At 42.1% G+C, this 25,801-nt stretch carries 27 protein-coding genes and 1 pseudogene; 14 read left to right on the top strand and 14 right to left on the bottom strand.

What is annotated here, in order from left to right; genetic code table 11:
* The first annotated feature begins 297 nt into the window (after positions 1 to 297).
* From ACF8EG_RS18810 to ACF8EG_RS18790, 5 genes are all read left to right on the top strand, one after another.
* Positions 298 to 861 carry a hypothetical protein gene (locus ACF8EG_RS18810; RefSeq protein ID WP_083135277.1) on the top strand — a complete coding sequence of 188 codons (564 nt, stop codon included), beginning with the start codon at positions 298 to 300 and terminating at the stop codon, positions 859 to 861.
* Positions 862 to 1,049: 188 nt separating this feature from the next.
* The gene (locus ACF8EG_RS18805) at positions 1,050 to 1,238 is read left to right on the top strand and encodes a hypothetical protein (protein WP_031847803.1); all 189 of its coding nucleotides are present in this window, start codon (positions 1,050 to 1,052) and stop codon (positions 1,236 to 1,238) included.
* The gene (locus ACF8EG_RS18800; protein WP_029834025.1) at positions 1,228 to 1,698 is read left to right on the top strand and encodes a hypothetical protein; all 471 of its coding nucleotides are present in this window, start codon (positions 1,228 to 1,230) and stop codon (positions 1,696 to 1,698) included. The genes ACF8EG_RS18805 and ACF8EG_RS18800 overlap by 11 nt, the downstream gene beginning before the upstream one ends.
* Before the next feature lie 3 nt (positions 1,699 to 1,701).
* Positions 1,702 to 2,070, top strand: a complete 369-nt coding sequence (locus tag ACF8EG_RS18795; RefSeq protein WP_031847804.1) for a hypothetical protein — start codon at positions 1,702 to 1,704, stop codon at positions 2,068 to 2,070.
* A 2-nt stretch (positions 2,071 to 2,072) separates the two neighbouring features.
* The gene (locus ACF8EG_RS18790; RefSeq protein WP_031847805.1) at positions 2,073 to 2,678 is read left to right on the top strand and encodes a hypothetical protein; all 606 of its coding nucleotides are present in this window, start codon (positions 2,073 to 2,075) and stop codon (positions 2,676 to 2,678) included.
* A gap of 53 nt (positions 2,679 to 2,731) precedes the next feature.
* On the opposite strand, the gene ACF8EG_RS18785 is transcribed toward ACF8EG_RS18790, so the two are convergent.
* From ACF8EG_RS18785 to ACF8EG_RS18770, 4 genes are all read right to left on the bottom strand, one after another.
* Positions 2,732 to 3,286 carry a hypothetical protein gene (locus ACF8EG_RS18785; protein WP_031847806.1) on the bottom strand — a complete coding sequence of 185 codons (555 nt, stop codon included), beginning with the start codon at positions 3,284 to 3,286 and terminating at the stop codon, positions 2,732 to 2,734.
* Positions 3,287 to 3,288: 2 nt separating this feature from the next.
* Positions 3,289 to 3,882 carry a ComF family protein gene (locus ACF8EG_RS18780; RefSeq protein ID WP_031847807.1) on the bottom strand — a complete coding sequence of 198 codons (594 nt, stop codon included), beginning with the start codon at positions 3,880 to 3,882 and terminating at the stop codon, positions 3,289 to 3,291.
* Positions 3,883 to 4,034: 152 nt separating this feature from the next.
* The gene (locus ACF8EG_RS18775; protein ID WP_031847808.1) at positions 4,035 to 4,310 is read right to left on the bottom strand and encodes a hypothetical protein; all 276 of its coding nucleotides are present in this window, start codon (positions 4,308 to 4,310) and stop codon (positions 4,035 to 4,037) included.
* A 2-nt stretch (positions 4,311 to 4,312) separates the two neighbouring features.
* Entirely contained in the window at positions 4,313 to 4,579 is a 267-nt protein-coding gene (locus ACF8EG_RS18770) for a hypothetical protein (protein ID WP_031847809.1), read from the bottom strand.
* 756 nt (positions 4,580 to 5,335) lie between these two features.
* On the opposite strand from ACF8EG_RS18770, the gene ACF8EG_RS18765 reads away from it, so the two are divergent.
* A complete protein-coding gene (locus tag ACF8EG_RS18765) occupies positions 5,336 to 6,307 on the top strand; it encodes a hypothetical protein (protein ID WP_031847811.1) in 972 nt (323 codons plus the stop codon).
* A 72-nt stretch (positions 6,308 to 6,379) separates the two neighbouring features.
* Here ACF8EG_RS18765 and ACF8EG_RS18760 read toward each other — a convergent pair whose 3' ends face one another.
* The 7 genes from ACF8EG_RS18760 to ACF8EG_RS18730 all read right to left on the bottom strand — a co-directional run bounded on the left by ACF8EG_RS18760 (position 6,380) and on the right by ACF8EG_RS18730 (position 10,957).
* On the bottom strand, positions 6,380 to 7,543 hold the full coding sequence (locus ACF8EG_RS18760) for a VapE domain-containing protein (RefSeq protein ID WP_083135276.1): 1,164 nt from the start codon (positions 7,541 to 7,543) through the stop codon (positions 6,380 to 6,382).
* A gap of 11 nt (positions 7,544 to 7,554) precedes the next feature.
* Positions 7,555 to 8,205, bottom strand: a complete 651-nt coding sequence (locus tag ACF8EG_RS18755) for an AAA family ATPase (RefSeq protein ID WP_025818065.1) — start codon at positions 8,203 to 8,205, stop codon at positions 7,555 to 7,557.
* 181 nt (positions 8,206 to 8,386) lie between these two features.
* On the bottom strand, positions 8,387 to 8,938 hold the full coding sequence (locus ACF8EG_RS18750) for a recombinase family protein (protein ID WP_031847814.1): 552 nt from the start codon (positions 8,936 to 8,938) through the stop codon (positions 8,387 to 8,389).
* A gap of 165 nt (positions 8,939 to 9,103) precedes the next feature.
* Positions 9,104 to 9,337 carry a hypothetical protein gene (locus ACF8EG_RS18745; protein WP_031847815.1) on the bottom strand — a complete coding sequence of 78 codons (234 nt, stop codon included), beginning with the start codon at positions 9,335 to 9,337 and terminating at the stop codon, positions 9,104 to 9,106.
* Positions 9,330 to 9,620 carry a hypothetical protein gene (locus ACF8EG_RS18740; protein WP_031847816.1) on the bottom strand — a complete coding sequence of 97 codons (291 nt, stop codon included), beginning with the start codon at positions 9,618 to 9,620 and terminating at the stop codon, positions 9,330 to 9,332. The genes ACF8EG_RS18745 and ACF8EG_RS18740 overlap by 8 nt, the downstream gene beginning before the upstream one ends.
* Positions 9,613 to 9,915 carry a hypothetical protein gene (locus ACF8EG_RS18735; RefSeq protein ID WP_031847817.1) on the bottom strand — a complete coding sequence of 101 codons (303 nt, stop codon included), beginning with the start codon at positions 9,913 to 9,915 and terminating at the stop codon, positions 9,613 to 9,615. The genes ACF8EG_RS18740 and ACF8EG_RS18735 overlap by 8 nt, the downstream gene beginning before the upstream one ends.
* 106 nt (positions 9,916 to 10,021) lie before the next feature.
* Positions 10,022 to 10,957: a hypothetical protein gene (locus ACF8EG_RS18730; RefSeq protein WP_065787876.1), complete on the bottom strand. Its 936-nt coding sequence runs from the start codon at positions 10,955 to 10,957 to the stop codon at positions 10,022 to 10,024.
* Positions 10,958 to 11,056: 99 nt separating this feature from the next.
* Between ACF8EG_RS18730 and ACF8EG_RS18725 the strand changes: the two genes are divergently transcribed.
* Positions 11,057 to 11,287, top strand: coding sequence for a helix-turn-helix domain-containing protein (locus tag ACF8EG_RS18725; RefSeq protein ID WP_065787875.1), 231 nt, complete (start codon positions 11,057 to 11,059; stop codon positions 11,285 to 11,287).
* A 60-nt stretch (positions 11,288 to 11,347) separates the two neighbouring features.
* On the opposite strand, the gene ACF8EG_RS18720 is transcribed toward ACF8EG_RS18725, so the two are convergent.
* Positions 11,348 to 12,937 (bottom strand): recombinase family protein, encoded by a 1,590-nt coding sequence (locus ACF8EG_RS18720; RefSeq protein ID WP_083135275.1) that lies wholly within the window; start codon positions 12,935 to 12,937, stop codon positions 11,348 to 11,350.
* Between the two features lie 43 nt (positions 12,938 to 12,980).
* On the opposite strand from ACF8EG_RS18720, the pseudogene ACF8EG_RS18715 reads away from it, so the two are divergent.
* A pseudogene (locus ACF8EG_RS18715) lies at positions 12,981 to 13,241 on the top strand (carboxypeptidase M32); the annotation flags it as partial.
* A gap of 64 nt (positions 13,242 to 13,305) precedes the next feature.
* On the opposite strand, the gene ACF8EG_RS18710 reads toward ACF8EG_RS18715, so the two are convergent.
* On the bottom strand, positions 13,306 to 14,265 hold the full coding sequence (locus tag ACF8EG_RS18710) for an LpxL/LpxP family Kdo(2)-lipid IV(A) lauroyl/palmitoleoyl acyltransferase (RefSeq protein WP_025554150.1): 960 nt from the start codon (positions 14,263 to 14,265) through the stop codon (positions 13,306 to 13,308).
* Between the two features lie 686 nt (positions 14,266 to 14,951).
* Here ACF8EG_RS18710 and ACF8EG_RS18705 point away from each other — a divergent pair.
* The gene (locus tag ACF8EG_RS18705; protein WP_069506919.1) at positions 14,952 to 16,379 is read left to right on the top strand and encodes an APC family permease; all 1,428 of its coding nucleotides are present in this window, start codon (positions 14,952 to 14,954) and stop codon (positions 16,377 to 16,379) included.
* Positions 16,380 to 16,491: 112 nt separating this feature from the next.
* Here ACF8EG_RS18705 and ACF8EG_RS18700 read toward each other — a convergent pair whose 3' ends face one another.
* Positions 16,492 to 16,851 (bottom strand): hypothetical protein, encoded by a 360-nt coding sequence (locus ACF8EG_RS18700; protein WP_005485673.1) that lies wholly within the window; start codon positions 16,849 to 16,851, stop codon positions 16,492 to 16,494.
* A gap of 377 nt (positions 16,852 to 17,228) precedes the next feature.
* On the opposite strand from ACF8EG_RS18700, the gene metA reads away from it, so the two are divergent.
* From metA to ACF8EG_RS18675, 5 genes are all read left to right on the top strand, one after another.
* Positions 17,229 to 18,170, top strand: coding sequence for a homoserine O-succinyltransferase (gene metA / locus ACF8EG_RS18695; RefSeq protein WP_005464332.1), 942 nt, complete (start codon positions 17,229 to 17,231; stop codon positions 18,168 to 18,170).
* 149 nt (positions 18,171 to 18,319) lie between these two features.
* Positions 18,320 to 19,045, top strand: coding sequence for a type IV pilus biogenesis/stability protein PilW (gene pilW / locus ACF8EG_RS18690; protein ID WP_069506917.1), 726 nt, complete (start codon positions 18,320 to 18,322; stop codon positions 19,043 to 19,045).
* A 331-nt stretch (positions 19,046 to 19,376) separates the two neighbouring features.
* Complete coding sequence (locus tag ACF8EG_RS18685) at positions 19,377 to 20,306, top strand: phosphate/phosphite/phosphonate ABC transporter substrate-binding protein (RefSeq protein ID WP_069506914.1); 930 nt, start codon at positions 19,377 to 19,379, stop codon at positions 20,304 to 20,306.
* Complete coding sequence (locus ACF8EG_RS18680; RefSeq protein WP_069506912.1) at positions 20,306 to 22,465, top strand: GGDEF domain-containing phosphodiesterase; 2,160 nt, start codon at positions 20,306 to 20,308, stop codon at positions 22,463 to 22,465. Before ACF8EG_RS18685 ends, ACF8EG_RS18680 begins: the two co-directional genes overlap by 1 nt.
* Before the next feature lie 174 nt (positions 22,466 to 22,639).
* Entirely contained in the window at positions 22,640 to 25,795 is a 3,156-nt protein-coding gene (locus ACF8EG_RS18675; protein ID WP_069506910.1) for a response regulator, read from the top strand.
* The last annotated feature ends 6 nt before the right edge of the window (positions 25,796 to 25,801 follow it).

Genomic DNA, 25,801 nt, shown 5'->3' with positions numbered 1-25,801 from the left:
CTGAGAACGAAGCCCCACCAACAAGTTTTGGTTTAATCTCTTCGCGCTGTGCGTCATTAAAACTGCCTTGCGATCACCTTCGTTGCCTATCCGCTCTCTAACACTTTGTAAATGGTCACCAATGATTCAGTCTTCTAGTTCAATAAATACATCAATGACTTTAAGGAACACCTAAGAATTCGATGTCGTTAACTTATATAGCCTAAAAAGGCTTACTTACTAAAAAGCTAGTAGTGCCATTAACTTTATAATCATACAATAGCAATCATAAATATCTTCAAAACGGGAGATATTTACATGAAACCAACATCAACTACTCTGACATTCGACGAATACCTAACAGAATCGAGAACACTTCAAGCAACTCGTAAATGGTTGAGAAAGAACACAGCTAAAACAGGCAAGGTACTCAACAAAAGACTGAAACTACTTCTAGAACGCGCTTTATCAAGCTTGTTTGAGCCAATTGAAGCAACTAAGTTAAGTCGCCAGATCAACTCATATACAACTACTCTTGTTGCTTCATTTGAAGAACTGCAACAACTCGCGAAAACAGTTGTTAACGGCACCAACGCCCAAGTCAATCAATCTAAGCAGCTTAAAACCCTTGCGATACAAACAAGGCAGATGACCAGCCAGTTTTTAACGACTCTAGAAGACTACCGACGTTCAAGCACTAAAAGCGGTAAACTTGCTCATGTTGGCAAAATCGACAAGAAGCTATACGCTGAAGCCATTCGCAAGCTTGAAGCAATAGAAAAGCTCTGTGACCGCACTTCTAAAGCGGCGGCATTTCTAGCAATAGACAACGTAGAAGCCGCTAGTAAACAACTACAGTTCATCATCAACGCCAAACTCTAACTTTAAGCCCTCGCATCACGTCGAGGGCTTTTTCATGCTCAATAACCTGCTCAAAAACTCTTTATAAATAACTGTATGAAGCAAAGTTGCTCTTGCTCATGCACCGAATGATTCCAATTCCTGCTAGTTAGCCGCGCTAGTTGGTGCGAAATGCGGCAATTCTAAATTTACAACATAGAGGCAATAACATGAAAAATGCAGGCGGCAGACCAGAACGGTTTGATGAGATAGCCAGTGCCGAACTGGCAATATTGTCTTGTCTTGGTCTTAAATCGATTAGCTCTCTAGCTCGTGAGAACGGTTGTTCACGAAACACCGTAACCAAGTACGTTAATCGATTTAAAGCACTTTTAGGAGTACTTGGGTATGCAGATTAACTTGAACCACGTTCAACGTGACACTTCAAATCGTTGGCTTGCTAGTGCTGTTCTTGACGCCATTCAGTATCAAGCACCAGAAGCCTTCCAAGCATCTTGTCGTGTTGCTGGTGGACTGAATACTTGGTTAGACGAAGAAGAACTTGAAGCGCTTCTTTCTGCTCATTCAAATGAGTTAAAGCAAGCTAGACAACAAGCCGAGTATGAACAGCTCAAGAAGTCTAGAGAAGAATCTAGAGTTTTATATGCCTTCGACAAACACAACGATTCGACTAAATGGGCTGTTGGCAGAACAACGTTAGACCGCGAGAAAATGACGTTCACTAACTCTCAATTCAAGAACTGGGTTCAACGTCAATTGGAACGTAAAGACATTACGGTGTCACAACGAGAAGATCTAATAGCTGCCAACTACTGGTTAGCAAAGGCTAAGACAATAATTATTAAAAATGGGATTTAAAACATGTACTTCCAAGAACTAAAAAAAGCAGCTTCGGCGCTGGACAGTGGCTTTCTTTACAGCGTTGTTAGTCGATTGGCAACACTTGAACAACAGTCACCAAACGCTGTTATGGCATATCAACTGGAATTCGACAACGTATTGAAAAACAAATCAATTGAATACCTTGCAACAGTTGAACCACGGCTAGGTACTAAAGGCTCAATGGACGAACTACAAGACGATATCAAGTACTTGCTTCACGGCAAGCACCTCGACCAGTTTATGCGCGAATGTCAGCACTACTCTAGTATGCCTAAACCAGTAGTTAAAACAGATAGTCACGCTTTCCGTGAATGGCTTCGAATCAATCAACGTAACTTAGTGGTGTAAAGATGAAAGTATCTAAAGAACAACAACGAATCAAAGAACTTGAGACTGCCCTTGCCGAAGCTGAGCTACATATTGAGCGTCTAACCGAGTATAACGAAACAACTATTTCAACTATCACTGTTAAGCCAGTTGAATTAACGAGCTTTAAACAACATAGCCGCGCTATTGATGATGAAATTGCAAATAGCGACTACTTATCAACAAGTGTTACCGATGCCTTGTCCGAACTACGTTGGATGGTTATTCACTGTAATTCTCTCGCACAATCTATCGAATATGAAAAGCAGTTGATGCGAAGTAAGGCGGCAACAGTATCTGATACCTACGTTGGACAACTAGCGCGTGATGTCGCGAAGAAGTCTGTACTAGGTTCGAAAGTCGCTACTCAACTTGCTGTTTTTAATGCCTTGTTTGAACTAGATCGAGTACAAGAAGAAATGAACGTGTCTGACTTTACCGATGATTTGTTAAAGCATGATGCAACTTCAATTCTTAATAGCTCAACTGGCAAGCTGTCTGATTTAGTGGCTTTGAGAAAGGCGCGAATGAATGGCTCATTTGAGCAGATAGGACAAGCTATCGATAAGATATTGGGTGAAGAAGATTGAAGCGAGCATCTTCGTTAAGACAAGCAAGTGTAAACTCGCTTGTCTTAACTCAATTAGAAGAGTGAACCAGAACGATGCTTAATTGATTCAATTTTATGAGATAAACGAATTTTGGAGTCAGCTTTCTTGAATGCAAAATCACTCATATAAGAAACAAGATGCTCCAAGTCCTCTACGTTGGTTACTCTGACAAAAAGCTTTTCTTTGTTGACGTAAACCCTAGATTTTTTGTCTAAACTCAGCAACTCAATAGCGTTACTCAGCGTACCAGTACTTTTCGTATCCCAAATCATCAAACCAAAATCGCAATCTTTCGCCATAGCCAAATCTTTAGCTGTAAAGAAGTCTCTACTACCAGGCGACGCTTTGCTTTCAATATTGACAACAGTCCATCTACCTACATTGTTTCGAGGTTGACCTCCAGTACAGTAAACGGTTACTTTGGTGTAATCGCGTTGGAAAAAGAACTCTTGAATAGATGTATCTACCCCATCAGCATCACCAACAATTACTTCATAGTCAGACTCAATAAGATGCGCCAATCGGTACTTAACATTTTCATCTAAGTTCTTGATTCGCATTGAGCCCGAGATAAACACTTTTGTCATTACTAAGTCCTAGTCACCGTCGCTACAAAAATCCCAGCGATCTTATCACACTCCCTCAGCTTTTGTGTTGCAGCTTCAAGAGACGTGCCCGTATCAAAGAGATCGTCAATTATCAATACGTTATAACCTGTAGATGGTAACCATTGATCAACTACTTTGAGGTCGATTTCAAAGGCGTCAAGTAAAGTAGCTATACGATCCTCTCGATTTTCAATGTCTTTCATCTGAGGAGTGGTTTTAGATTTGAAGATGATATTATTGATACAAGGCCTATCAATCAGATTTGATAGCGCATTTGCTATTTCGACTACTGGTTGCTTAGCTCTGGTCTTTGAGGGTGGCATAGCTACGATAAAAGAAATATCAGGCAAACGCGGTACAATATTCTCCGCTATGCTTTGGGCAATATCATTACACTGTTCAAAGTCGCTTTTGTATTTCAATTGATACAGTGCTTCACCAGCGTCTGTCCGAAGAGTATCAAAAGTCGGGTGACCATATTCATTATCACCGGTATAGATGCTTTTTATCTTGTGCTTATCTAGCGAGAACCCATTGTCCCAATTGCCCTCAAGCGATTTCAAGTTAAAGTCCATGGTATGCTCCTTATAAATGATTTAGCTGTTCATGACGATGATTTACTCTATTGTGTGCTTTAGCTCTAGCATACCATCTAAAATGACCATAACCATCTGAAATAAAACATTATACCGTAAGCGTCACAGAACAATACTGTGCCATGCAGCCCCTACCATTTGATAAAGACAGTTACACGCTCTGGTGTTGAATTGGACTCAAAATGAAAGCCCTCTTTCTCGAAATACGACCTTAGCCAATCAACTAGCTGATACTTAGCGTTTACGATGTGGTCAAGTGTCAACACTGCAACGGTCTCGCCTTGTTCGGCTTTCTTGCGTACTTCAGAAACAGCAAGCTTAACGACTCGTTGACGCGCTTCTGTTACGTCGGTTTTAAAGCGAATTGTTGGTTCATGTGTCACGGCTCTGATTGATTCCACAAGCATGTCTACCACCCTCGCATTTCTTTTCTGAACTCGCTAGGCGTTGCATCTGCAAGTTCTAGTAATTCTTCTTGGTTCCATTCTTTGATAGCCGTTAAGAGTCGGTCAAAGTAGCGGCAATCGTTATCAGTTAAACCACTCTTTCTTTTTTGATCGGTTGCGTAGATTTGATCCCAGATGCGTTCAACCAAATAAGAACGGTCGATTTGTTGATTTGAAAGACAAATTTCGGGATCGATATTTTGACTGGACAGCAAGCTTGGACAAAGCATTTTAATTTACCTCTCGTTCGTTTGTTGTATTTAGCAAACAAAAAAAAGCAGCCGAAGCTGCTCAACAAAACAAGAGATATTACGATTGAGGTGAATCAACAGATTCAACCGTATTTGTGCAAGGCAAATCCATGTGGAAAGCAGTTTAACGTCTAGAACCAACTCTAAACGACGTTAAAGACTCATTCGACCAAAGCCGTACTACTAAACCGTTTGAAATCGCACTGAAGCGCATCTAGCTTGCGCTATACAAGTCAAAGATAACCAACAAGCAATCAAAAGCTAAACTGTCCGGTAGCACGTAGTGCTATCGCAAGACGGTGACTGCGTAGCAGTCTCTTAGTCTACCAGTTGATACTTATCCAAAGAACTACAAGTACCATCAACTCCATGAAAGCGAAGCGTTGAAGCTCCGATACCGACAATTTTTGTCGTTATCTTCATTAGTTTCATTGACTTCATTACTTTCAGTACATTCATCAACTTCATTGCTTTCAGTACATTCTTTGTGTTCTTTACGTTCATTTCCTTGCTATTAACAAGTACGACGTAGGTGAATAAAAAGTTGCCTGTTTCTACAACTTTCACCAGATCCCTTTATTCCAGAAATATAAATATATGTGAGAGCGCAAAGAGGTGCGTATGTTTTCAACGTACTACTTCCTTGTCAGGTTTTTGCACTGCGCCAACAGTGCACCTCTTTGCGCTCTTCAGCTTTGGCGAGCTGAATATATAACTTTGACATAGGAATAACTCATGGAAACATCTATCCCATATATTGAATTCTCCAATTCAAAAACAACTCATCACTTCATCCGTACCGTCAACCTTTCGGAAGATCACGTATCGGGCTTCACCCATTGCCTTTATGATAACCGAAATGCCAACTGTAATACGTCATCCGATTTAACGGTGAAAATTCAAGCACTATCACTTGATCGCGAATGTATCTCAGAAAAATCAACTCTCTGGCTGAACTTCAATACTAAAGCACCGGATTATCGCGGCATGTCACGAGCAGAAAGAGCACAAAAGCAACATCAAGAATTTTACGCAGAAACACGCCGCTTTTTTGATTCTCTTATTGAGCAAAATCGTGAGCCAGTAATTAGCGCATCAGGTCATAAAAGAACTAAAAAGCCCGATTTCTATACTTGCGGCATCCGATATCCAAAAATACGAAAGAATGCAGAACAAAGTGCAGGGTTACTCATCATGAAAAACGGCAAACCTTACTTGTATGCGGTCTCAATTGGTAAAATTCAATACACATTTTTGGCAACATATGATGCTGATATTCAAGGGGAAGCTTTCGGGCGAGTCACGGTAGAAGATTACGATTTCATCGGCTGTGAGTATGAGTTAGACGAGTGGGATATAGAATGTGAAATGCAGCAACAAACAATCAACATTCCCATGCCTGAACAACAAGCTGACATAGCAAACAATTCAACTTTATCGACTAATGATTCAGTTACAAATCCATCAGGACTCTGTGCAGACAATAAGGTTGAGCAAGAGCACCCTATTGAGGCACTAAGATCTAACCCTTGTTCTGCCAATATTGCTGAGGCGTTTAATTATGCAATACAAAATGGTTGTGCGCTTGCAACCATCAAAGATATATGTGGCTATGCACAAATAGAATTGCCAGCGAGTGCTCGATTTAGGCTACAAGCATTTGCCTCAGAAATGAGAGCGCAATTTTCAGATAAAATAGCTGCGTAACCATACACTCTATACACCGCCTACACTAAGCGTGTAGAGCGTGTATAGTATGTATAGTTGCTAAATCACTTTTTACACATCAAAAAAGTAATAATTGCCTGAACTTTTGCGTCGTCGTTCAATCCCGAGCTGTACAATTTTCTTGCCGAATTCAGTGTTCGACAAGCTTTTCTCTTTGTGAACTTTACGCCATGAGTCATACAACCTGAATAAATCTATCGCTTTATGCTCTTCTGTAACATTAGTTTCACGAAATTCATCTAGCCAGATTTCAACCGATGAACGACAACGCTGAGTTTCGTACTGAATTTGTGTAATTCGCTCAATATGATTGTCTACGTACAGTGGACATTCTGCGTTTTCATCGACGCATCGCCACAGTTTTTCAAAATCTACGTGCTCTAATGCGTCGAAAAGCGGCTTTTTCAAGTTAACTTGCCAAATACGACGCGAGCCTGTTGAGTCTTTTAAAATATCGCTAACATCTACGTTACTTGATGCTATCGCATTTGTTACTTTCTCAAATTGCAATATCGTCGATGTGTTCGGATTTCGCATAGCGACCTTATCTGCGTAACACCATTCTTTGAATTTAGCGATCATTGACGTATTGATCGAAGAAATCTCATCAAAATCAACGACAAGCAGCTTTCGCCACAAGCCGTTGCCGAATGTGTCTTTGATACTAGAAACATCACGTCTCAACGCTAACTCAGCGATTGGCTCATACAGTTTTTGATTGAACGTGCTCTTACCGAAGCGCTGCTCAACAGCGAACAAAAGCGGCATCGGCACTTGCTCTTTCTCTAATTTGTTAATTGTACGTTTAACATTCCAAACCCAAGACTTGAAAATTAGTATGTCATCATCACTGAATTGTGCATATTTTTTCAGCTTCACAAACTCATCAGAGAGCGTTTCATCATATTTCAAACGTTCTCGAAGCTGATCAATCAGCTCATCGTACATATTTACGTCATACTGCGTTAACGCAGCTTTAACATATCGAAGCTTGTGAAACGATTCATCGACTTTTTTACGCTGCATCCACAGAAAAAAGTCGGCATTAAGCTCACTCGGCGTAAGTGTCATCTTATCTTTCGTGAAGCGGCAGAAGCCCCATTTGATATCAGATTGCTCGAAATATTTCTCTACAAGCTGAAGACTATCAGTGCATTCTGCAATACTTTGTAGCTCTGACTGTTCAATAAAATCATCTAATTTAACAACATTCATGTAACACCACCTTAATAGCCTGAAGAAATAAGCGGATTTTTGTCAATCTCACGAGTGAGAAGATACTTCTCTGTGTATGCAAAGACTTTGCGAATATCACCGTTCGAGGCACTGAGAATCATGCGAATAATTTGCATAAACTTGCTATTTAATTGCTTATCTTCGATTTCTTTATCAACAATTCCTGCTACTTTAGCAATTACTAATTCTTCGTTATCTGACTGATTAAAATCTATGCCGTTTACTCGTGACAGTAAGTTAGCGGGAATTTTATCGATAGCGTTTGCTGTCATGATGACTACGCAATTAGTACGCGTTGAGAACTTATTATAAGCTGATGATATTGCTTGCAGTTTTTGCGAACTCAGTTTATCAATTTCGTCAATGACAACGACTGGCGAGCAATTCGATAGATCATTCATCGCTAATTTTCTATCTAAATTGTCGATCTGCTTAGCTGACTGTGCGCATGAAGCGTCGATAAATAATGCTGAATCAGAAATCGAATCAGCGACTATTTTTGCTGCAAGCGACTTGCCTGATCCTGTGCTATTACTGTGAATCAGAAAGAAGCCTTTCATTTTGGCGATAATCTGTAGCTGTTTCTTATTTGAATCAGAAAGAAGCATATCGTCGAGTGACTGTGCTTGTTTAATATACATTGTAGAACTCTCATTTTAAGTTATTGTTTAATATACGTTTTTGCACTTCCTTGTGACGTGTATATACCTTAACCTGCAAATCTTGAGTTCTAAACAAAATAAATTGAAAAATATTTTTTATTATTATTTTTCAGCAATTTAGAATTAAAAACAATTTCATTTATATGAAATTGGGTTGATATTATTGCATTGATTTGGCTTTCGCTCTCTGAACTGTAGAAACTCCAATACCTAGCTGCTGTGCGGTCTTACGAATAGATAGACCGCTTTCAAGACAATCTAATATCGCTTGCTTATCTACTGTTGCTGTACGCCCCTTGTACTTCCCTGCCGCTTTTGCTTTCGCTATACCCTCTGCTTGTCTTTCAAGTAGCATTTGACGCTCAAATTGATATACAGACCCTAGCAAGTTCAGCAACAACTCATTCATTGGGTTACTTTGATCCGCACTGAAAAGCATATTCTCTTTGATAAACTGAACAGCTACCAACTTAGAATTGAAGAACTCAATCAGACCTAATAGGTCTTTCATGTCACGAGCAAGACGTGAGATGTCATGAACCACAACTGTGTCACCTTCCCGTACGTAATCTTTCAATCTCTGTAGCTCTACCCTATCAGCTGTTGAGCCACTGCATTTATCGGTAAACACTTTGTCCAATTCAACACCATCAAGTTGTCGCACTGTATTCTGCTGCACCGTAGATACCCGAACATAGCCAACCTTGCTCATATTTCACTCGCTGTATTCATTTAACTGTAGATGAGACTACATTAGGCTGTGTTCAATGGAAAAAGCAACCGTAATGAATACAGTTACCGTATTCATTCGAATGTGTTCTTAGACAGTAGTCAAATGAACACACAAAAGCCCCGTATATCCAAGAGGGCTATTGATTCAATCGGCAAGCAGTCTTTCAAGTGATTCAATTCGCTCGCCATTGTGTTTCGTCGTTGCCTTTACAAGATCAATGTCATCAAGAATGATATCTGTTCTCTCCAACACCACTTCTTGTTGTGTTGCCAAGGTATCAAGAGTCGAGTTCAACTGACCATAGTTGTTGGAAAATGAAATGTTCGAGATCGCCAACGGCATGATAATAACCAACAGCCCTGCTAGTATCTTATTCATTTCCACCTCCTAGCTGTTCAAGTACCTCTCTTCGTTTACGTTCACGCTCTGATTGCTCAAGCAACGCTTGTTCTTGCGAAGCCAAACGCGTTTGCTCATGTTGTTTCATCTTTTCTCGAATGGCGTTGAGTCGTTGATCTGCCGCTTCTTGATATTCTTGGTCTTTTAACTGCTCACGGCGATATTCATCTAAAGAGCCAACTTCTCGTAATAGCTGTGTATGTGTTAGCTCACTATGATTTAACTCAGAGTCTTGCTGTACTTTCTTAACTGGCTTAAGCATTGTGTGACTCCATGATCGCTTCGAGATCTTGTCGATCCAGTGTCTTCAAATACGCCGCACTGACTAAATCTTGTTCGTCGATTGACTGCTTTAACAATCGGTCTTTATGTTTAAGGTGATGTTGAATCAACATCAAAAGCACTTGCCTTTGAGTAACTGCACCGTAATCGCCATTCAAAGCGTTCTTAGTTAGTTCTTCTTCGTCAAGTGTTGAATCGATGATTAGTTTCTTTGCCGATGTGCGTTTAGACTTGCGACCAGCTTCGGAAGCTGTTTGTGAGTTAAATAATGCCATTGTTCCGTTATCCCGTTATTTTTAACCGTTTATTGTTTTATTTATGGGTTAACGAGATACGAAAAAGGGAGCAATCTGCTCCCTTCAAATAAACATCATTAGACTATTAATTGTTTGCTACCGAATCAGCAGCATTTCGAAAAGCCGCACACATATTTGAGAACTCTAAGTAGCTATGTTCCCACATATCTCTAGCTGCAATTAACCCTACGCGACGTTGTTTTTTATAGACTGAGCTGTCCCAATAATGCTTACCAGTCACTTTTGAGTGAATGTCATTTTTTGCATATGATTCTGATTCATTTATCAACCTCTTCGCTCTTCGATCATTTGGCAAAAAGTAAGTGCCTTTTTCCATGCAGACTTCAATCATACCAATAGCTTGAGCCGTATCGGTCAATTCTTGAACGTGCCAACTAGCTAATTTCTCTTGTTTTTGTCCTTGAATAACGGCGTTATATCTTTCAGCTAATACCTCTTCTTTCATCTCTTTCAGTTTGGGGTAAACTATTCGCGCAAAGCCTGTACCGTATGCTGGTTTTTGATCAGGACCTTCTGCTATTAAGCTAATAAGTCCTTTCTTACGAGAAGTATCTTTAACCATAAATTCAACTGTCGCTGAACACTCCGACACATCAAACTCATCACTAGTTACGTAACCATGAACTCTTGTAGCCGAACTTTTTTCGACGCTTTCTGCTTTAGTTATCGTTAACGTTCCTTTTTGAGTATTGAGACCGTTGTTACGCTCTCCACAATCCAATATCTGTGTGAGTGGAAATTCAAATGATAACGGTTCTGACAACTTAAACCCTTTACTCATTTGAGACCATTTATTCCCATCTGGGAATTTGTTGATATCCCAATTGATTTTTATATCAACCGTGTCTCTATATCGAAGTAAGTTCGTTTCTTCTGTGCGAGTCATTTCGCCAGAATAAGGTTCTGGTTGTGCAGTAGATTGACTCCCCGTTGACTGACAGCCTGTCAATACAGCTACCGATAGCGCACTGACTACGCCTAGTTTTACTTTTTTGCTCATAACATCCTCAAAATAAAAGCAACAAGCACCCGTATGGGTGCAATGAAGCACTATCTTATATGTAACTCTATTTGCACCCATAACGGTGCAGATTAAATCATGAACCAAGTCACAGAAAAAAAGAACATTACTGGCATTAGAATCAAAGAGATACGGTTAAGTAGGGATTGGTCTCAAGCTGACGTTGAGCGAGAATGTAGCTTGCGCGGCATCGAAATGACGCGCAGTAAGCTTGCCAAGATTGAAAGCGGAATGATTCGAGTAACTGACGAGATGATCAGGGATTTTTGTGTCGTGTTAGACACCGATGCCAATTCGCTGTTTGAGTAGCCCTATTCAAAACCAAAAAGGGAAGCTTTTCGCTTCCCTCTCAAATCACCAATGAACATACTAAGCTAGTAGTGGTTTTAGTCTTCTGTTGACTGCCATACCATTATCAACAAACTGTACTGCTCCACTCTTGCCGACTTTAAATTCAAACTGCTCATCAGTGACAAATGTAATCGTAACTACTGGCTCTGATTTTAAATCATGACCCCGTAACTTAATCACAATGCTCTTACAAATGCTGCTGATTAACGTTCTACATTTCAATCTGGCTTCTTTATCATTCGCTCGTGCTTTATCAGCCAATTCCACCAGCTTGTTCACCCATTTCTGAACATCACTTTGATTAACATCTGGCTTCTGTGAATCGCGTTCTTCAATCAGCTTTTGTTTTTCCGACTTCAGTCTGTTGTGAGCATCTTTGAACAAATCCCAAGGTGCACCTGCTGTAACCTGCTCGACAATATGTTTAACTTTGTTGTCTACTTCGTCGATTAAAGCAGAGTAGTTAACATTGTTAACTGTAGGCACTAAAGATTGAGGTTCAACACCAATACATGCAGCAAACAATACCGCGTTTTCTATTGGCTCAAGAAACACAGACGAACAACATGAACTTGTTTCTTTATGCGTTAAACAATGCAATCGTGTAACGGTTTTACTGTATACACCCGAGCGTTTATATTGCTTCTGAGTTTGAGCACCTAACCCACCACCGCAATAACCACAAGTTGTAAACCCTTTGCCATGACCAGTAATCAAGTGAACAACCTCACCTCGACCATGCATTGATTTACTTCGTTTAGTTCTATGTTGTTGTAACGCTAACCACTTTGATTTTGTAATCAACGCTGGGTAGAAGTCTTCAAGGTCATACTCAACACCTTGAACGTTAATTCGCTTCATTCCATATAGAGCATGAGACTTAACGATGTTGGCGACTGTTGTCTGTCCCCATGCACTTCGTTTACCTGATAATGTTGGTATGCTTTCTTCTGTCAGTTGTCTAGCTATCTTTAAAGAACCAATGCCTTGATTATACAGATTAAGAATTCGACGAATCACTTCTACCCGTTCATTAAACGAATACGTGTCATTGTCTTTGTTGAAATCAAGCCAACTAGGATCAGAACCGAGTCGTTGAACCTTTCCATTTGCTTGATATTGATTCAACGCACTCTTTAAGAAAGCATTAGAACGTCGCTGTTTAGTTTCAGACTCTTCATTTGCCCTAATCATCACAACGAGGGACATGATTAACTTGAATGGGTTTTGTTGAATCTCTTCCCGAGAATAAACTTGATTATCTGCGGCTGTAACGACTGTTATACCAGACAATATTAAATCGGTGAGCGCAGCTTGAGCAATCAACGGGTCTTCACGACTTAAACGATCTAATGACTCAACCACCAACACTGAGCCAGACGGAACTTTGCCTGCCGTTACTGCTGCTAAGAATTGACCAAACGCGCCTTTAGTCTTATGCACGCCATGGAACGCACTAAGCCCTTTGTCCATCATGGTTAAGCTCTTATCAAGCTCTAAGCCATGCTCAAGGGCGTATTGCTCAGCGAAATTCGACTGGCGTTCGATTGATGTGCCTTTAGCCTGCTCTGGGCGGCTAAAGCGCATATAACTGTATACTTTTCTCATAGTTACACCATACCATAAAATGCAAGTTATCACTATACATTAGACAGACGGCTCTTTTGGTTATTTCCCATCGTACACACTAGGAGCCATGTACGCGGCACAATTTATGGCAGCGATGAAGAAGACTATCGACGTTGATGGCGTAATTCAAAGTGGTGACCTTTCACCTATCTTTACTTGGCTATCAGACAATATTTGGAGCAAAGGCAGCTTGTTAACGACCGATGAGCTCGTAAAACAAGCAACAGGAGAAACGCTTAATGCTCAACACTTCCAAGCCCACTTAAAAAGTCGTTACCTATAACTGCTGAGCTTAGACTCAAGAAAGTCAATGCCCAAGGAACGCAGCTCCTTGGGCATTTTTCTTTTTAAATACTGATATCCATTGCAGGGACAAGTCTTGGTTTATACAAGCAGTCTTCACCTTCTGGCCTAGTTTTAAAACGTCGGTGGAGCCACATGTATTGGCTTGGGCTTGCCATGATAGATGTTTCAACAATTTTATTAACGAAAGCCGCAGCACTATCGGGATCGTCTTTTGGAAAACCATCCACTGGCGCATCAATCGTCAAGGTATAATGCCCATCTTCGCCTCTGACCATCGTAAATGGGACAATTGCGCAATTTGTATTATCAACTAACAAGCTAGTGCCCGTTGTTGTACAGGCATTTTTAACCGCGAACAACGGAGCAAACGTCGAACGTCTGTTTCCGTAATCATGATCCGGCGCATACCAAACACGCTCGCCAGAGTTGAGTGCTTCAAGCATGGCTTTGACATTTTTACGATCGATCAACGTACGGTTAGAACGAGAACGGCCTTTGTATTGGAAATAGTCGAAACACGGATTGTTGTTTGGTCGATAGACACCCGTCCCAGATTTTTGAATGCCAAATGCGCGAGCTCCTAATTCCAAGTTCATTGAATGGACGGCCAACATTAAGGCACCTTTACCGGACTTTTCTAACGCTTCTAAATGCTCCATTCCTTTAATCGTAACGTGCTTACTGACTCTTTTATCTGACCAAAACCATGCCATCGCTGTTTCGAAGAGTGCAATACCGGAGTTGTCGATATTATCTTTTAAAATCGCCTCGCGTTGAGATTCGCCCATGTGAGGAAAACAAAGCTCAAGATTCCGCCGTATCGTAACTTGACGCTTTTTCATTATTCGCATGGCTAAACGGCCAATACCGCGTCCTAGTGCTAATTGAACATTAAAAGGAAGAAGGCTCAATGAGTACATCACGCCGATGAGAGTTAACGTACCCCAATAACGAGGTAAAAGAAATTTAGCCTTAAATTCAGGCTTTTTGTATTTATTCATGTATGAAATGTTCAGATGCGAGCATCTATAAGTGGGAGAAACAATGATAATAAAAAGCACTTTTATCATTGATAACGCTAATAACATAAATTAAAGCGCGCGGATTCTATGGTTCTTCGACACACTACACAATAAGAACTTTACAAGAATATGTTGGGCGTGCAAAAACACCAAAGACGAGCTCGGACATTACCATCTACTGATGAAATAAATCCACCCGCCTTTCATAAAGTTTGGATAAACATAACCGTGTATTTACAATACCTTGGGTTTCGTATTACCCCCAAAGAGCGGCGATCAGAAAAATAGCCGCAAACAATCCAGCGATAACTAACATTAAGTATGATGGTTTGCCTGTTCCACCTTTTGGCGCTTGATTACAACACCCCATTTGTCTTCTCCTTAACGATTTTCGTTCCCTTTAGCTTAACGCTTACCCTTAGGTGAAGGTCAACCTATGGCAGTTTGTTGTGTGTCTCTTTTACTTTTTGCGCGCCAATACACTAACGCAAACGTTTATATTGCTTATAAATAAATCACTGAGTTTTCGGTTCATTTTTGGGTAAATACATACCATTTTTCGCTATATACCCGCCGTTTATAACAACCCTACAATACGCGCGTCTTACTTGTAGCACGCGGGTTTTCCAACCATGAATTCGTGGCTCGTTTATTAAAGGTATCGAATGAGCAATATCGCCAAGTCCGCTGTTAAACTCAGTGTTTTCTCTGTGATCATGATTACGGTTACATCCGTTGATAGCATCAGAAACATACCGGGTGCCGCCTTATTTGGTAGTCATGCCATCTCTTTCTTTTTACTTGCTGGTTTATGCTTTTTCGTTCCCACGGCTTTAGTGTGTGCCGAGCTAAGCACGACTTACCCTCAACAGGGTGGCGTCTATCTTTGGGGAAAAGAAACGATTGGACCTAACTTCGGCTTTGCGACCGTTTGGTATCAATATGCGGAAAATATCGTTTATTACCCGCCTCTGATCTCTTTCATTGTCGCTACAGGTGCCTACCCATTTTTCCCAGAACTGGCGCAGAATAATATTTTCATGTTAATCGTGATTAACGTGATTTTTTGGGCGCTAACATTGGTAAATATATTCGGCTTACGTTTGTCATCGATGATCACAAACGTGTTTGGCACTCTAGGGCTCATTTTCCCAATTTTGCTGATCATTGGCTTGGGTGGTTACTGGGCATATACCAATCCGGGTGAGTCTCATATCTCCCTTAGTCATGTCTCTGACTGGCTACCCGATTTCTCTCAAGATGGAATTGGGGCAGGTTTCACCGCTGTAGTGCTTTCATTGACTGGTTTAGAAATTACCACCTCATATGCAAGTGAAGTAGAAAATCCACAAAAGGCGTATCCAAAAGCACTCTTAGCTTCTACGGCGCTGATTTTGGTTTCTTTAACAGCTTGCTCGCTGTCAATTTCATCGGTGGTATCAAGCGATCACGCCAGCTTAAGCGAAGGTGTGATCTTGGCGTTCAAAACCTTCTTTGATGATTTGAACCTCTCGTTCATGCTGCCTGTGATAGCTTTGGCGATTGTGTTTGGCACGCTAGCAAGCTTGAACAACTGGATTATTGCACCGACAAAGAGCCTGCATGTGGCGGCGAAAGACCAGTTTATGCCAATCGCACTGTCGAAAGAAAATCAAAACCAAGCACCTGTCGCCCTACTCTTATTGCAAGGGGCTATCGTTAGCGTGTTGTCCTTAGTGTTTATTTTGGTTCCAAACGTTAATCAAGGTATGTGGCTGCTGAACATCTTAATGACTCAGTTATACATGGTGATGTACGTGTGTATCTTTATTAGCTTTTTGGTGTCACGACGCAAACACGCAGACATCGAACGACCATTTCGTGTCCCTGGCGGTAAAGTGGGAATGAGCGTGGTGGCTGGTTTAGGATTAATTAGCTGCATGATCACTATCGTGGTGTCGTTCGACGTACCAGCAGGTATCAGCGCAGAAACGGGCGCGTATGCACTCGTATTGGGGTTCATCGCATTCAGTTTGCCAGCTATCGCGGCGGTGATGTATCGTAATCGAAAAGTTCGCTCTCAAGCTCAACTAATCGAAGCATTAGCAAGCTAATTTTTCCGAAATACGCAATAGAATAAAGCCGCGGCAGTTACCTGTCGCGGATTTTTGTTTTTACATATTTTGTCTAAAAATCATGCAAAGCATGCTTGCAATCCCACGCGCTCTAGTGGGTATTTCGTTTGCCTTCTTTTTGGTACTGTTGAGAAATTTCGAAGTAGATATGCATGTCTATTGGCTCAGGTGTATTCAAAAGCATTTTGCCGACTTCGCGCTGAAAATGGCCGTAGTTCCCAAGCTCATCAGTTAAGCCTAGTTGCTCGTAACATGATTCGCTTGCGAACATGCCATACGCGTAATAATGATGATTCAGATCTTTCTGTTTGTCATAGCCAAGCTCTTGAAGTGCCTGATCAATTTCATCGGGAACGTAAGTGTTTTTATCGCCAAACGAACGCAACAACACGCTTGGAACCTCTTGAGCAATGCTCTGAATTTTCGTTTTTTTCTTAAAAATACCGAACATAATGTCCTCCACTGACGATGTCTCCAAATACCGCACACAACGTGGGTTGAGCGAGCGAATAGTTTTTAGTATGGCTCACGATTTAGAGACTAAGTTACATTCAAGTCACGTTTGTATACTAACTTGATCGCATAATGCGCATCAAATAATAGTCACCTCGTTTCAACCTCGTCTCATCAGAAACCCTGTTTTAATCACAATTGCTGGCTGCTTTGCTGTGCCTTTCCCATACTATCTAATATGCGTCGCTATCTTCTGCTATCAGTGTTTTGAAATAACCTTGGCTAAAGTCACATTTCGTATCGACATCCATTTCAATTTAAGTTAGCTTTAGAAGTATAGACGTCTAGATTGACTAAGCTTAGGGAGAGAAAGTCGTGCCAATTAGAATTCCAGATCAACTACCTGCTTCAGATGTACTAAGGACAGAGAACATCTTTGTAATGAGCGAAACTCGTGCCGCGAGTCAAGAAATACGTCCTTTACGAGTACTGATTCTGAATTTGATGCCCAAGAAAATCGAAACAGAAACGCAGTTTCTTCGCCTCCTTTCAAACAGTCCATTGCAAGTAAACGTCGAGCTACTGCGCATCGATAATCGACCAAGCAAAAACACACCAACCGAGCATTTAGATACGTTTTACCGTCAGTTTGAGATGGTAAAAGGGAAGAATTTCGACGGTCTTATCATCACTGGTGCGCCACTTGGTCTGGTGCAATTTGAAGATGTGATCTATTGGGATCATTTAAAAACCATTATGGAATGGGCGAAAGACCATGTTACCTCGACGTTGTATGTGTGTTGGGCGGCGCAAGCAGGCTTAAAGTTGTTGTATGACTTGCCGAAAAAAACGCGTAAAGAAAAGCTTTCCGGTGTATATCATCACCAAATTCATAATCCATTCCACCCTATTTTGCGTGGGTTTGATGATACGTTTTTAGCGCCCCATTCGCGTTATGCCGATTTTTCGCCACACTTTTTAGAAGAACATACTGACTTAGATATTCTCGCCACATCCGATGTGGCGGGCGTATATCTGGCAACGACCAAAGACAAGCGAAACGTTTTTGTTACCGGCCATCCAGAGTATGACTCGCACACTCTTCACAATGAGTACATTCGGGATTTGGGTGAAGGGATGGAGCCAGCTATTCCGGTCAATTACTACCCGAACAACAACCCAGACAACCCTCCCATTGCGAGTTGGCGAAGCCACGGACACTTGCTGTTCTTGAACTGGCTCAACTACTGCGTATACCAACAAACGCCTTACGATCTGGATCACTTCAGTGAAGATGCTTTCACTAAAGACGATTAAATCAACGAATTAAGTTTGTGAACCGAGCCGCCATCTGGCGGCTTTTTCATATCAGTTTGCAAACCTGATCGCATAGTGCTTTTTCCTCAATGGGCTTTTGCTACGTAATTCATATCATGCTGTCAGATTCAGGGATGTGGGGAAGAAGAATGAAAACCGTAACGCTCAGTGCACTAATGTTGATGACGCAGTTTGCACTCGTAGGCTGTGTTACCGTAAAAGAAAACGGCGCTCCTATCGTGAAGGCCGATCCTGTTGCTATGGCAGAATCTCGCATCGCTCTTGGGCTTGGTTATCTCGAAGGTGGCAATATGATCCGAGCGCACGACAACTTGCAACAAGCCTTGAGCCACGCCCCACAATACTACCGCGCACAGCTTTCTATGGCACACTACTACGAAACTGTTGGTGAAGATGCGAAAGCAGAAGACATGTACAAACGCTCTTTACGCCAACACACCAAAAACGGCAACGTACTCAATAACTACGGAACATTTCTATGTAAACGAGGTGATTTCCAACAAGCCGACCAAATGTTTAACCGCGCAATTGAACAACCTTATTACTACCTCATCCCTGCAAGCTACGAAAACGCCGCTTTCTGCGCATTGAAATCACAAGATAAAGACAAAGCAAAGTACTACTTTACGCGAGCTATCGATCACGACCCACACCGCCCAAAATCGATTCTCCAACTGGCTAAACTCGAAATAGAAAGTGGCAACTTTACCGATGCAAGAATTCGACTGATGCGATTTAATCAAATGTACGGTGTGAAAAAAACGTCACTGCAACTTATGATCGAGTTAGAACGTGCGGCAGGTAATGAAGCGCTAGAGCAAAAATACGTAAAACAGTTAGAACGCATGTCTTAAGGAGCCACACTAATAACCCAAACAGCATAAGTCTTTGCTTAACCTCTCATTTTATTTTCAGGCTCACTTACACCGTTCAAGTTAAGTGAGCCCTGTTTCTCAGAACGCCGACAAATCCCCTGTTTCACTTGTGTTTCAGTCACTGAAAGAGCGACATTACTCCTGTACTTAACATTCAAAATCGGTACTATTTGAAAGATACGTGACCGAGTCACTTTTTGAGTTCTAACTCAATAATTACTGAATGATTGTGCGCTTCGTTGAAGTGCGATTTGCTTTTATTTTTGAATCTTGTCGTTCAAGAACACATACCCAAGGATGTTGACGCCGGATGAAACCTGCCTGCACACTCTTACTGCTTGCTTCTCTAAGCTCCCCCTTTCTTGCTAGCGCTCAACCCGTCAATGACCTCGTATTCACCGTAGGTATCGTTTCCGACAAAGCAAAAAGTAAAATCAAAAAGGCGACACCCTTTGCTCAATATGTATCCGGAAGGCTGAATCATCTCGGTTATACCTCTGGGTCTGTACAAGTCTTCAACAACTATGGACAACTTGCAGTTGCTCTCAAAAATGGCAGCGTTCAAATTGCAACAGCTACACCGTTTAACGCCGTAACCCTAGAACGAGAATCTAACAGCCAAGTGCTCGCCGTAAGGTGGAAAAAAGGACTCGAAAAATACCACTCTGTATTTTTCACCCATCAAGACAGTGACATTCATTCCTTGGCCGATCTGCGCGGCAAAACGCTCATTTTCGAGAGTCGCAACTCCACCAGCAGCTTTTACTTACCTGCCATTACATTGCTCAACCAAGGCGAAAAATTAGAATACCTTCGCTCTATAGATGATCACCCAACGAAAGGCCGTATCGGCTATTTGTTTTTGGATGAACATTTGGAACAATCCAACGAAATCAACCTATCCGTTTGGGTGTATAAACAGCGCGTTACCGCAGGGGCGTTCAGTAATTTCAACTGGAACAACCCAAAAGATTTGCCAGAAAACATGAAGGAAAAACTGACCATTTTCCATAACTCGGTGGAGATCCCGCGTGATTTGGTTTTAGCGTCGCCTACTTTGAGCCAATCGACCAAAAATGAAATTACATCGATTTTATTGAAAATGGATGCCTCACCAGAAGGTTTGCATGCCTTGGATGTATTCCAAAATACCAAGCGCATATCAGCACTCACGCCAGATATGGCAACGTCTCTCGACACGGTTCGAAAGTCTGTTAACTTGCTACCAAAGGCAAACTGATGCTGAACAAACTTTCGCTAGAAACCAAATACATTTTCGCGACCATCTCCGTCGTTGTTTTGGTGGTTGTGGTCAACCTTGTACTTTACATGCATGGCTACGACACATACTCAAACAATCTCGCGCAGCAGATTACGCAAAATTCTCAAGATAAGACGGAATCCTACGTCAAACAAAAAGGATTAGTGTACGCGGAGTTGTTGTCTAAGCAGCTGTTTGATCCGCTTTACAACGATAACATCAGCCAAGTCTATGGACAGATTACGGCAACCTTAAGCCAACCGGACGTATCAAAAATCCATGTTGTAGATAACGATGGACTTGTATTCCACGATGGTACACCTCAGCTTGCCATGTTTGCTCAGCCCCACTACCGCTCAGACTTTATTCTAAAGGCAATTGAACAAGAGCGTGTCCAAGTCGCTCTATCTAGAGAACAACTGGAAATTGCCGCGCCTATTCACCAATCTGATGTGACGCTTGGAGCCGTATATTTGGAGCTCAACCTTGCCCATTTATTAGAAGAAAAAGAGCAAAACATTGCACAAGTTGCAGCGATAACGTCTAAAGATAAACACAACATGTTTATTTTGCTGCTGGCAATCAGCATTATTTCTATCTTCATGGGTAGCTTATTCGCGTTTGCCGTAGGTCGCTCGTTGGTGAAACCAATCAAACAGTTGAGTGAACAGTTTTCGGAATTTGATACTCAAGCACTTCCAGTTACCGATATTCAACGCAAAGATGAAATTGGTGAGCTGATTACTGCCTATAACAAGATGTCTAACAAGGTAAACACCTACACAACCCGTGTTGAGTTCATGGCCTATCACGACATTCTGACTTCGCTTTCTAATCGTGAAAAGCTGCTGATTGATCTTCAAGAACAAATCAGCGCCAAGCGAGCGCCAGCGCTTGCCGTCCTGTTTGTCGATTTGGATGATTTTAAGCACATCAACGACAACTACGGCCACAATGTTGGGGACAAATTACTGGTGCACCTTTCGGCACTTTTGAGAAAGGAACTGCCAATTTATATCGAACCAGATTATCGACCATGGATACTCACAAGCCGCGTTGGGGCGGATGAGTTTGTCGTCGTATTCCCATGCAATAACAGCTTAGAAGCACGCGAGATAGCCAACCAAATTCATAGGCAAGTGCTATCGCCATTGAGGCTCGACAGTCACAATATCCGCTTAACCACCAGCCTTGGTGTTGCGGTATATCCAGAGTTTGGTTGTAACGCAGATTCGTTGCTGCAACTTTCATCCCTTGCCGCACAAGAATCAAAACGTCGCGGCAAAGACATTATGTCCGTTTACGATCCCGCATTCGATGCGACGGTGAAACAACGACTTTATATCGAAAGAGAACTGAGTCGCTCCATCCACGACTTATCGCAATTTGAGCTTTGGTATCAACCTAAATTTGACCTTAAGACCTACCAGTTGGTTGGGGTTGAAGCATTAGTGCGATGGAATCATCCCGAGAAAGGTTACATTGGCCCTGAGCAGTTTATTCCGATTGCAGAACAAAACGACTTGATTCTCGATCTTGGTGAGCATTTGATCGAAACCGCGATCAAGCAAAGAGCGGAATGGGCAGAAGCATTCGACCATGATTTTCATATCGCGTTGAACTTGTCGCCACGACAAATCTACCGTCAGGATCTTAGCCTCATATTTGAGCACTTTTTATCGCAATACAATGTATCCGCAAAAGACATTCACGTAGAAGTGACGGAGTCACTTTTGATGGACGACATCGAAAAAGCCCACTTCGTTTTGCGCAAACTGCAAGCCACTGGTATTGAAGTCTGGTTAGATGATTTTGGTACTGGCTATTCTGCCCTGTCCTATCTTCAACAAGTTAACTTTGATGGGCTTAAAATCGATCGCTCGTTTATCGCACAAACCCAGCAAGACAACAAAGATGACTCTCTGGTACGCGCCATCATTTCAATGGCTCACAACCTCGGAATGAAAGTTGTGGCAGAAGGTATAGAAACCCAAAAACAACTGGCGCTGATCGAGCGTCTAAATTGCGATGTGGCACAAGGCTTTTTCTTAGGCAAGCCTGTTCCAGCGGCGCAGCTCCTAGAACTTGAAAATACTTGCCAAACAATGAAGCACAATGCCTCTTCCATCGTAGGTTAAAAACTGGCATGAAAAGCTCATAACGCTCTGCTTCTTGCTTGGCGTTATGAGAAGCTTTCTGTAAAACACGTCACATTTTTATCCCCTTTTAAACCCGATTGCTCTCATAGCGCTAACAACCTAAATAGATAAACTACACTTTTCATATCAACCCTTTGGATATGGAAATGCGCTGTGGTCGGAATTTTTTCGTGGAATAACCTGTCGGTAAAACACAAACTGTTTGGCCTTGTCTTACTGCCAATCATTTTGTTGTTTTTTCTGGCGGGACAACACGTTCATAATCTTTCGACTCAAGCTCAAGATTTACAAAAAGCTCAGTTATTCTCTGTTTACATCGACAAAGTCTCTTACCTGTTTAATTTACCCAATAACCCATCCATCCCGAATAAAGCTGAAAAAACAGCGCAGCTCATTCAAGAACTAAAAGAAACGACCCCCCGCGTTTTTGGCGACAATTCTGAGGTTTTGCCTCTACTTGCGAGTTTTGAAGAAGCCAGCCTCTCGATGTTCACAGCAATCGATATCGAAGAAAAACTGGATATTGCAGAATGGCGAGCAGATACTTTTGAGCAAATTCTACTTAATCTCGACAAGGTCTATTTTAGTAACGTCAGTTACGAAACCGATCGCCATCTTTCCTCCTTAATGCAATTGGAATGGTTAATGTTTTGGTCGACGGAAGAGCGTCGATTGAGTGAATATCTCATTTATTCAGCCAATAAGCGTCTTCATTACGACGACGCTGTTCGTGATGAGATTCAGTCTCTGATTCAAAACCAACAGCTGCTTGTAGAGCGCTTCGTCGCGCTCAATGCCAACCAGAACCAAGTCCAATTGCTGATAGAAACCTTTAGCAACAAGGTATTTCAAACTAGCCAAGAATTTCGTGATCAGTTACTTAACCAAGAGGAACTACAAGCGTTATCTCCTCTTAAAACGGGAGCTGGACTTGCTGCGCTGAACACGCGACTGGCGCTACTTCATGACATCGACGACACGATGGAACATGAGCTGCAAACGAAGCTCGCACAAACCATTAAAGCAACCACGCAACAGCGGTTGGTATTCATTGTTATCATGTCGTTGGTGACGATTATTGTTATCAGTTTAACCATTCGCTTGGTGCGTAAAGTGACCAACAACCTGCATCTTGTTCTTGAGTTTTTAAGCCGCGAAAATGACAGCGAAGACTCACCACTTTCTGAGCTCATCAAAGGCAAAGATGAGTTAAGCAAGTTTGCTCAAGAAGTGGAAAAACTCAGTCATGAGAGAGAACAAGCAAAGCAGAAACTCACCAAAGCCAAAGAAGACGCAGAGCGCGCCAAAGACGACGCGATTGAAGCCAGCAAAGCGAAAAGTAGCTTCCTCGCGAACATGTCGCACGAGATTCGTACTCCGCTCAACGGTGTGATAGGTATTTCTGAAGTGCTGGCAGACACCCCGTTGACGGCTACACAGCGAGATTACGTCGACACAATAGAGACGTCTTCCCAATTGCTGCTCAGCCTGATTAACGACGTGTTGGATTTTTCCAAAATTGAGTCCGGCATGTTGCTGATAAGTCCTCATTCAACCTGCGTGCGAGAATCAATTTATGACATCGCCTCAATCGTGTCCCCAAAAGCAAAAGAGAAAGGCATCGAATTAACCGTCAGCATTAGCCCGAACACGCCTTATCACATCGTCATTGACGATCACCGCTTGCGTCAGGTGATCATGAACTTCATGTCCAATGCCGTTAAATTTACGGAACGAGGCAGTGTAGAGCTTTCGATTACCACGCTTGAAAGTAATGAATCGGAAGCCATCATCGAGTTTTCCGTGCAAGACTCAGGCATCGGCATCGATGAGCAGCAACAGAAACGAATATTCGCACCATTCGCTCAGGAGGACGATTCCACCACCCGCCAATTTGGAGGTACAGGTTTAGGCCTTGCCATCAGTACGCAACTTGTCGAACTCATGGGCGGAAGCATACAACTTGAATCTGAAAAAGGCCGCGGAAGCCGTTTCTACTTCCAACTCACAGCACCGATTTCTCAAGCTCATTTTCGTGCTCGACATACCGTGAATAATCAAATCTGGCTCGTCTGTGACGACAGTGACCTAGAAACAAAACTGCGCAATGAGTTGAGCTTCTATCACATTCAAGTACATAAATCTGTTCATGATCTTAGTGCTCTTCCAACATGGATTAACGACAAAGAACGCATCATCATTCTTTACGTTGAAACAACGCCAGATGCCGCGGTGAAGAACACAGATTTGATGCGAAATTTGGAACATCAACATGTGCAAGTTTGCCTAATCAAACATCTACACAGCCAACAGCTTGATTTCGGTCACCGTGTCGCAGCGATCATTACTCAACCTTTGCTAGGACAACGTCTACTCAAAGCGCTTGAAAGCTGTGCTGAACGATTTACTCAATCTATTTCCGTCGTTCAGCCTGCAACCCGACTTGAAAAATTACCCAAAGTGCTCGTTGTAGACGACAATACTGTGAACCAAAAAATTGCAGGGTTGCATGTCACCAAAGCAGGTTTTAGTTTTGATGTCGCTGCTAATGGTGAGGAAGCGGTCGACATGTTCAGGACATCCCAATACTGTCTGATTTTGATGGACTGCATGATGCCGGTGATGGATGGGTTTGAGGCAACTAAACAAATCCGACAAATAGAGCAGAAAGAAAATCGAACGTTCCGCATTCCTATCATCGCGTTAACAGCAAGCGTTGTTGATGACGATATTCAAAAGTGTTTTGACGTCGGCATGGACGACTACGTACCAAAACCGTTTAAGGCGGATTTACTCAAAGAGAAACTTGATAAAGCCGTTGGGTTGCGACTTCCCGTAACTGTATCGACAAAGCTCAACCAATCAAGCTTGCCCGCTTTTGAAGAACCCGAATTTAAACAACGCGTTGGTGAGACGTTAAGTGCTGCGCCAATGCGACGTGAACGGATTTTATTGGTGGAAGATAACCGAGTGAATCAAAAAGTTGCTTCTTTACTGTTAAGCAAGGCTGGCTATCAATTTGAAGTCGCGGAAAATGGCCAGATCGCAGTGGAGATGTTCCAGCGCGATGGTGGCTTCGACATCATTTTAATGGATTGCATGATGCCGGTGATGGATGGTTTCGAAGCAACGAAACAGATCCGCGCTTATGAAGCAAGCTTAGGACTCGAAAAAACGCCGATCATCGCGCTAACAGCCAGTGTGGTCGACGACGATATTCAACGCTGTTTTGACTCCGGGATGGACGCTTATGTGCCAAAACCAGTGAGAAAGGAGAAACTGTTGCATCAAATCGAAAACGTAATATAGGCGAGC

Source organism: Vibrio sp. YQ_11 (genome assembly GCF_043103065.1).
GTDB lineage: Bacteria > Pseudomonadota > Gammaproteobacteria > Enterobacterales > Vibrionaceae > Vibrio > Vibrio parahaemolyticus.
Note: the sequence above shows the minus strand (reverse complement) of the source record. Positions and strands in the feature narration are given on the sequence as shown.

Bases quoted from the DNA above. Each gene is read 5' to 3' on its own strand.
- ACF8EG_RS18810 (WP_083135277.1), top strand. From the start codon at position 298: ATGAAACCAACATCAACTACTCTGACATTCGACGAATACCTAACAGAA.
- ACF8EG_RS18805 (WP_031847803.1), top strand. From the start codon at position 1,050: ATGAAAAATGCAGGCGGCAGACCAGAACGGTTTGATGAGATAGCCAGT.
- ACF8EG_RS18800 (WP_029834025.1), top strand. From the start codon at position 1,228: ATGCAGATTAACTTGAACCACGTTCAACGTGACACTTCAAATCGTTGG.
- ACF8EG_RS18795 (WP_031847804.1), top strand. From the start codon at position 1,702: ATGTACTTCCAAGAACTAAAAAAAGCAGCTTCGGCGCTGGACAGTGGC.
- ACF8EG_RS18790 (WP_031847805.1), top strand. From the start codon at position 2,073: ATGAAAGTATCTAAAGAACAACAACGAATCAAAGAACTTGAGACTGCC.
- ACF8EG_RS18785 (WP_031847806.1), bottom strand. From the start codon at position 3,286: ATGACAAAAGTGTTTATCTCGGGCTCAATGCGAATCAAGAACTTAGAT.
- ACF8EG_RS18780 (WP_031847807.1), bottom strand. From the start codon at position 3,882: ATGGACTTTAACTTGAAATCGCTTGAGGGCAATTGGGACAATGGGTTC.
- ACF8EG_RS18775 (WP_031847808.1), bottom strand. From the start codon at position 4,310: ATGCTTGTGGAATCAATCAGAGCCGTGACACATGAACCAACAATTCGC.
- ACF8EG_RS18770 (WP_031847809.1), bottom strand. From the start codon at position 4,579: ATGCTTTGTCCAAGCTTGCTGTCCAGTCAAAATATCGATCCCGAAATT.
- ACF8EG_RS18765 (WP_031847811.1), top strand. From the start codon at position 5,336: ATGGAAACATCTATCCCATATATTGAATTCTCCAATTCAAAAACAACT.
- ACF8EG_RS18760 (WP_083135276.1), bottom strand. From the start codon at position 7,543: ATGAATGTTGTTAAATTAGATGATTTTATTGAACAGTCAGAGCTACAA.
- ACF8EG_RS18755 (WP_025818065.1), bottom strand. From the start codon at position 8,205: ATGTATATTAAACAAGCACAGTCACTCGACGATATGCTTCTTTCTGAT.
- ACF8EG_RS18750 (WP_031847814.1), bottom strand. From the start codon at position 8,938: ATGAGCAAGGTTGGCTATGTTCGGGTATCTACGGTGCAGCAGAATACA.
- ACF8EG_RS18745 (WP_031847815.1), bottom strand. From the start codon at position 9,337: ATGAATAAGATACTAGCAGGGCTGTTGGTTATTATCATGCCGTTGGCG.
- ACF8EG_RS18740 (WP_031847816.1), bottom strand. From the start codon at position 9,620: ATGCTTAAGCCAGTTAAGAAAGTACAGCAAGACTCTGAGTTAAATCAT.
- ACF8EG_RS18735 (WP_031847817.1), bottom strand. From the start codon at position 9,915: ATGGCATTATTTAACTCACAAACAGCTTCCGAAGCTGGTCGCAAGTCT.
- ACF8EG_RS18730 (WP_065787876.1), bottom strand. From the start codon at position 10,957: ATGAGCAAAAAAGTAAAACTAGGCGTAGTCAGTGCGCTATCGGTAGCT.
- ACF8EG_RS18725 (WP_065787875.1), top strand. From the start codon at position 11,057: ATGAACCAAGTCACAGAAAAAAAGAACATTACTGGCATTAGAATCAAA.
- ACF8EG_RS18720 (WP_083135275.1), bottom strand. From the start codon at position 12,937: ATGAGAAAAGTATACAGTTATATGCGCTTTAGCCGCCCAGAGCAGGCT.
- ACF8EG_RS18710 (WP_025554150.1), bottom strand. From the start codon at position 14,265: ATGAATAAATACAAAAAGCCTGAATTTAAGGCTAAATTTCTTTTACCT.
- ACF8EG_RS18705 (WP_069506919.1), top strand. From the start codon at position 14,952: ATGAGCAATATCGCCAAGTCCGCTGTTAAACTCAGTGTTTTCTCTGTG.
- ACF8EG_RS18700 (WP_005485673.1), bottom strand. From the start codon at position 16,851: ATGTTCGGTATTTTTAAGAAAAAAACGAAAATTCAGAGCATTGCTCAA.
- pilW (WP_069506917.1), top strand. From the start codon at position 18,320: ATGAAAACCGTAACGCTCAGTGCACTAATGTTGATGACGCAGTTTGCA.
- ACF8EG_RS18685 (WP_069506914.1), top strand. From the start codon at position 19,377: ATGAAACCTGCCTGCACACTCTTACTGCTTGCTTCTCTAAGCTCCCCC.
- ACF8EG_RS18680 (WP_069506912.1), top strand. From the start codon at position 20,306: ATGCTGAACAAACTTTCGCTAGAAACCAAATACATTTTCGCGACCATC.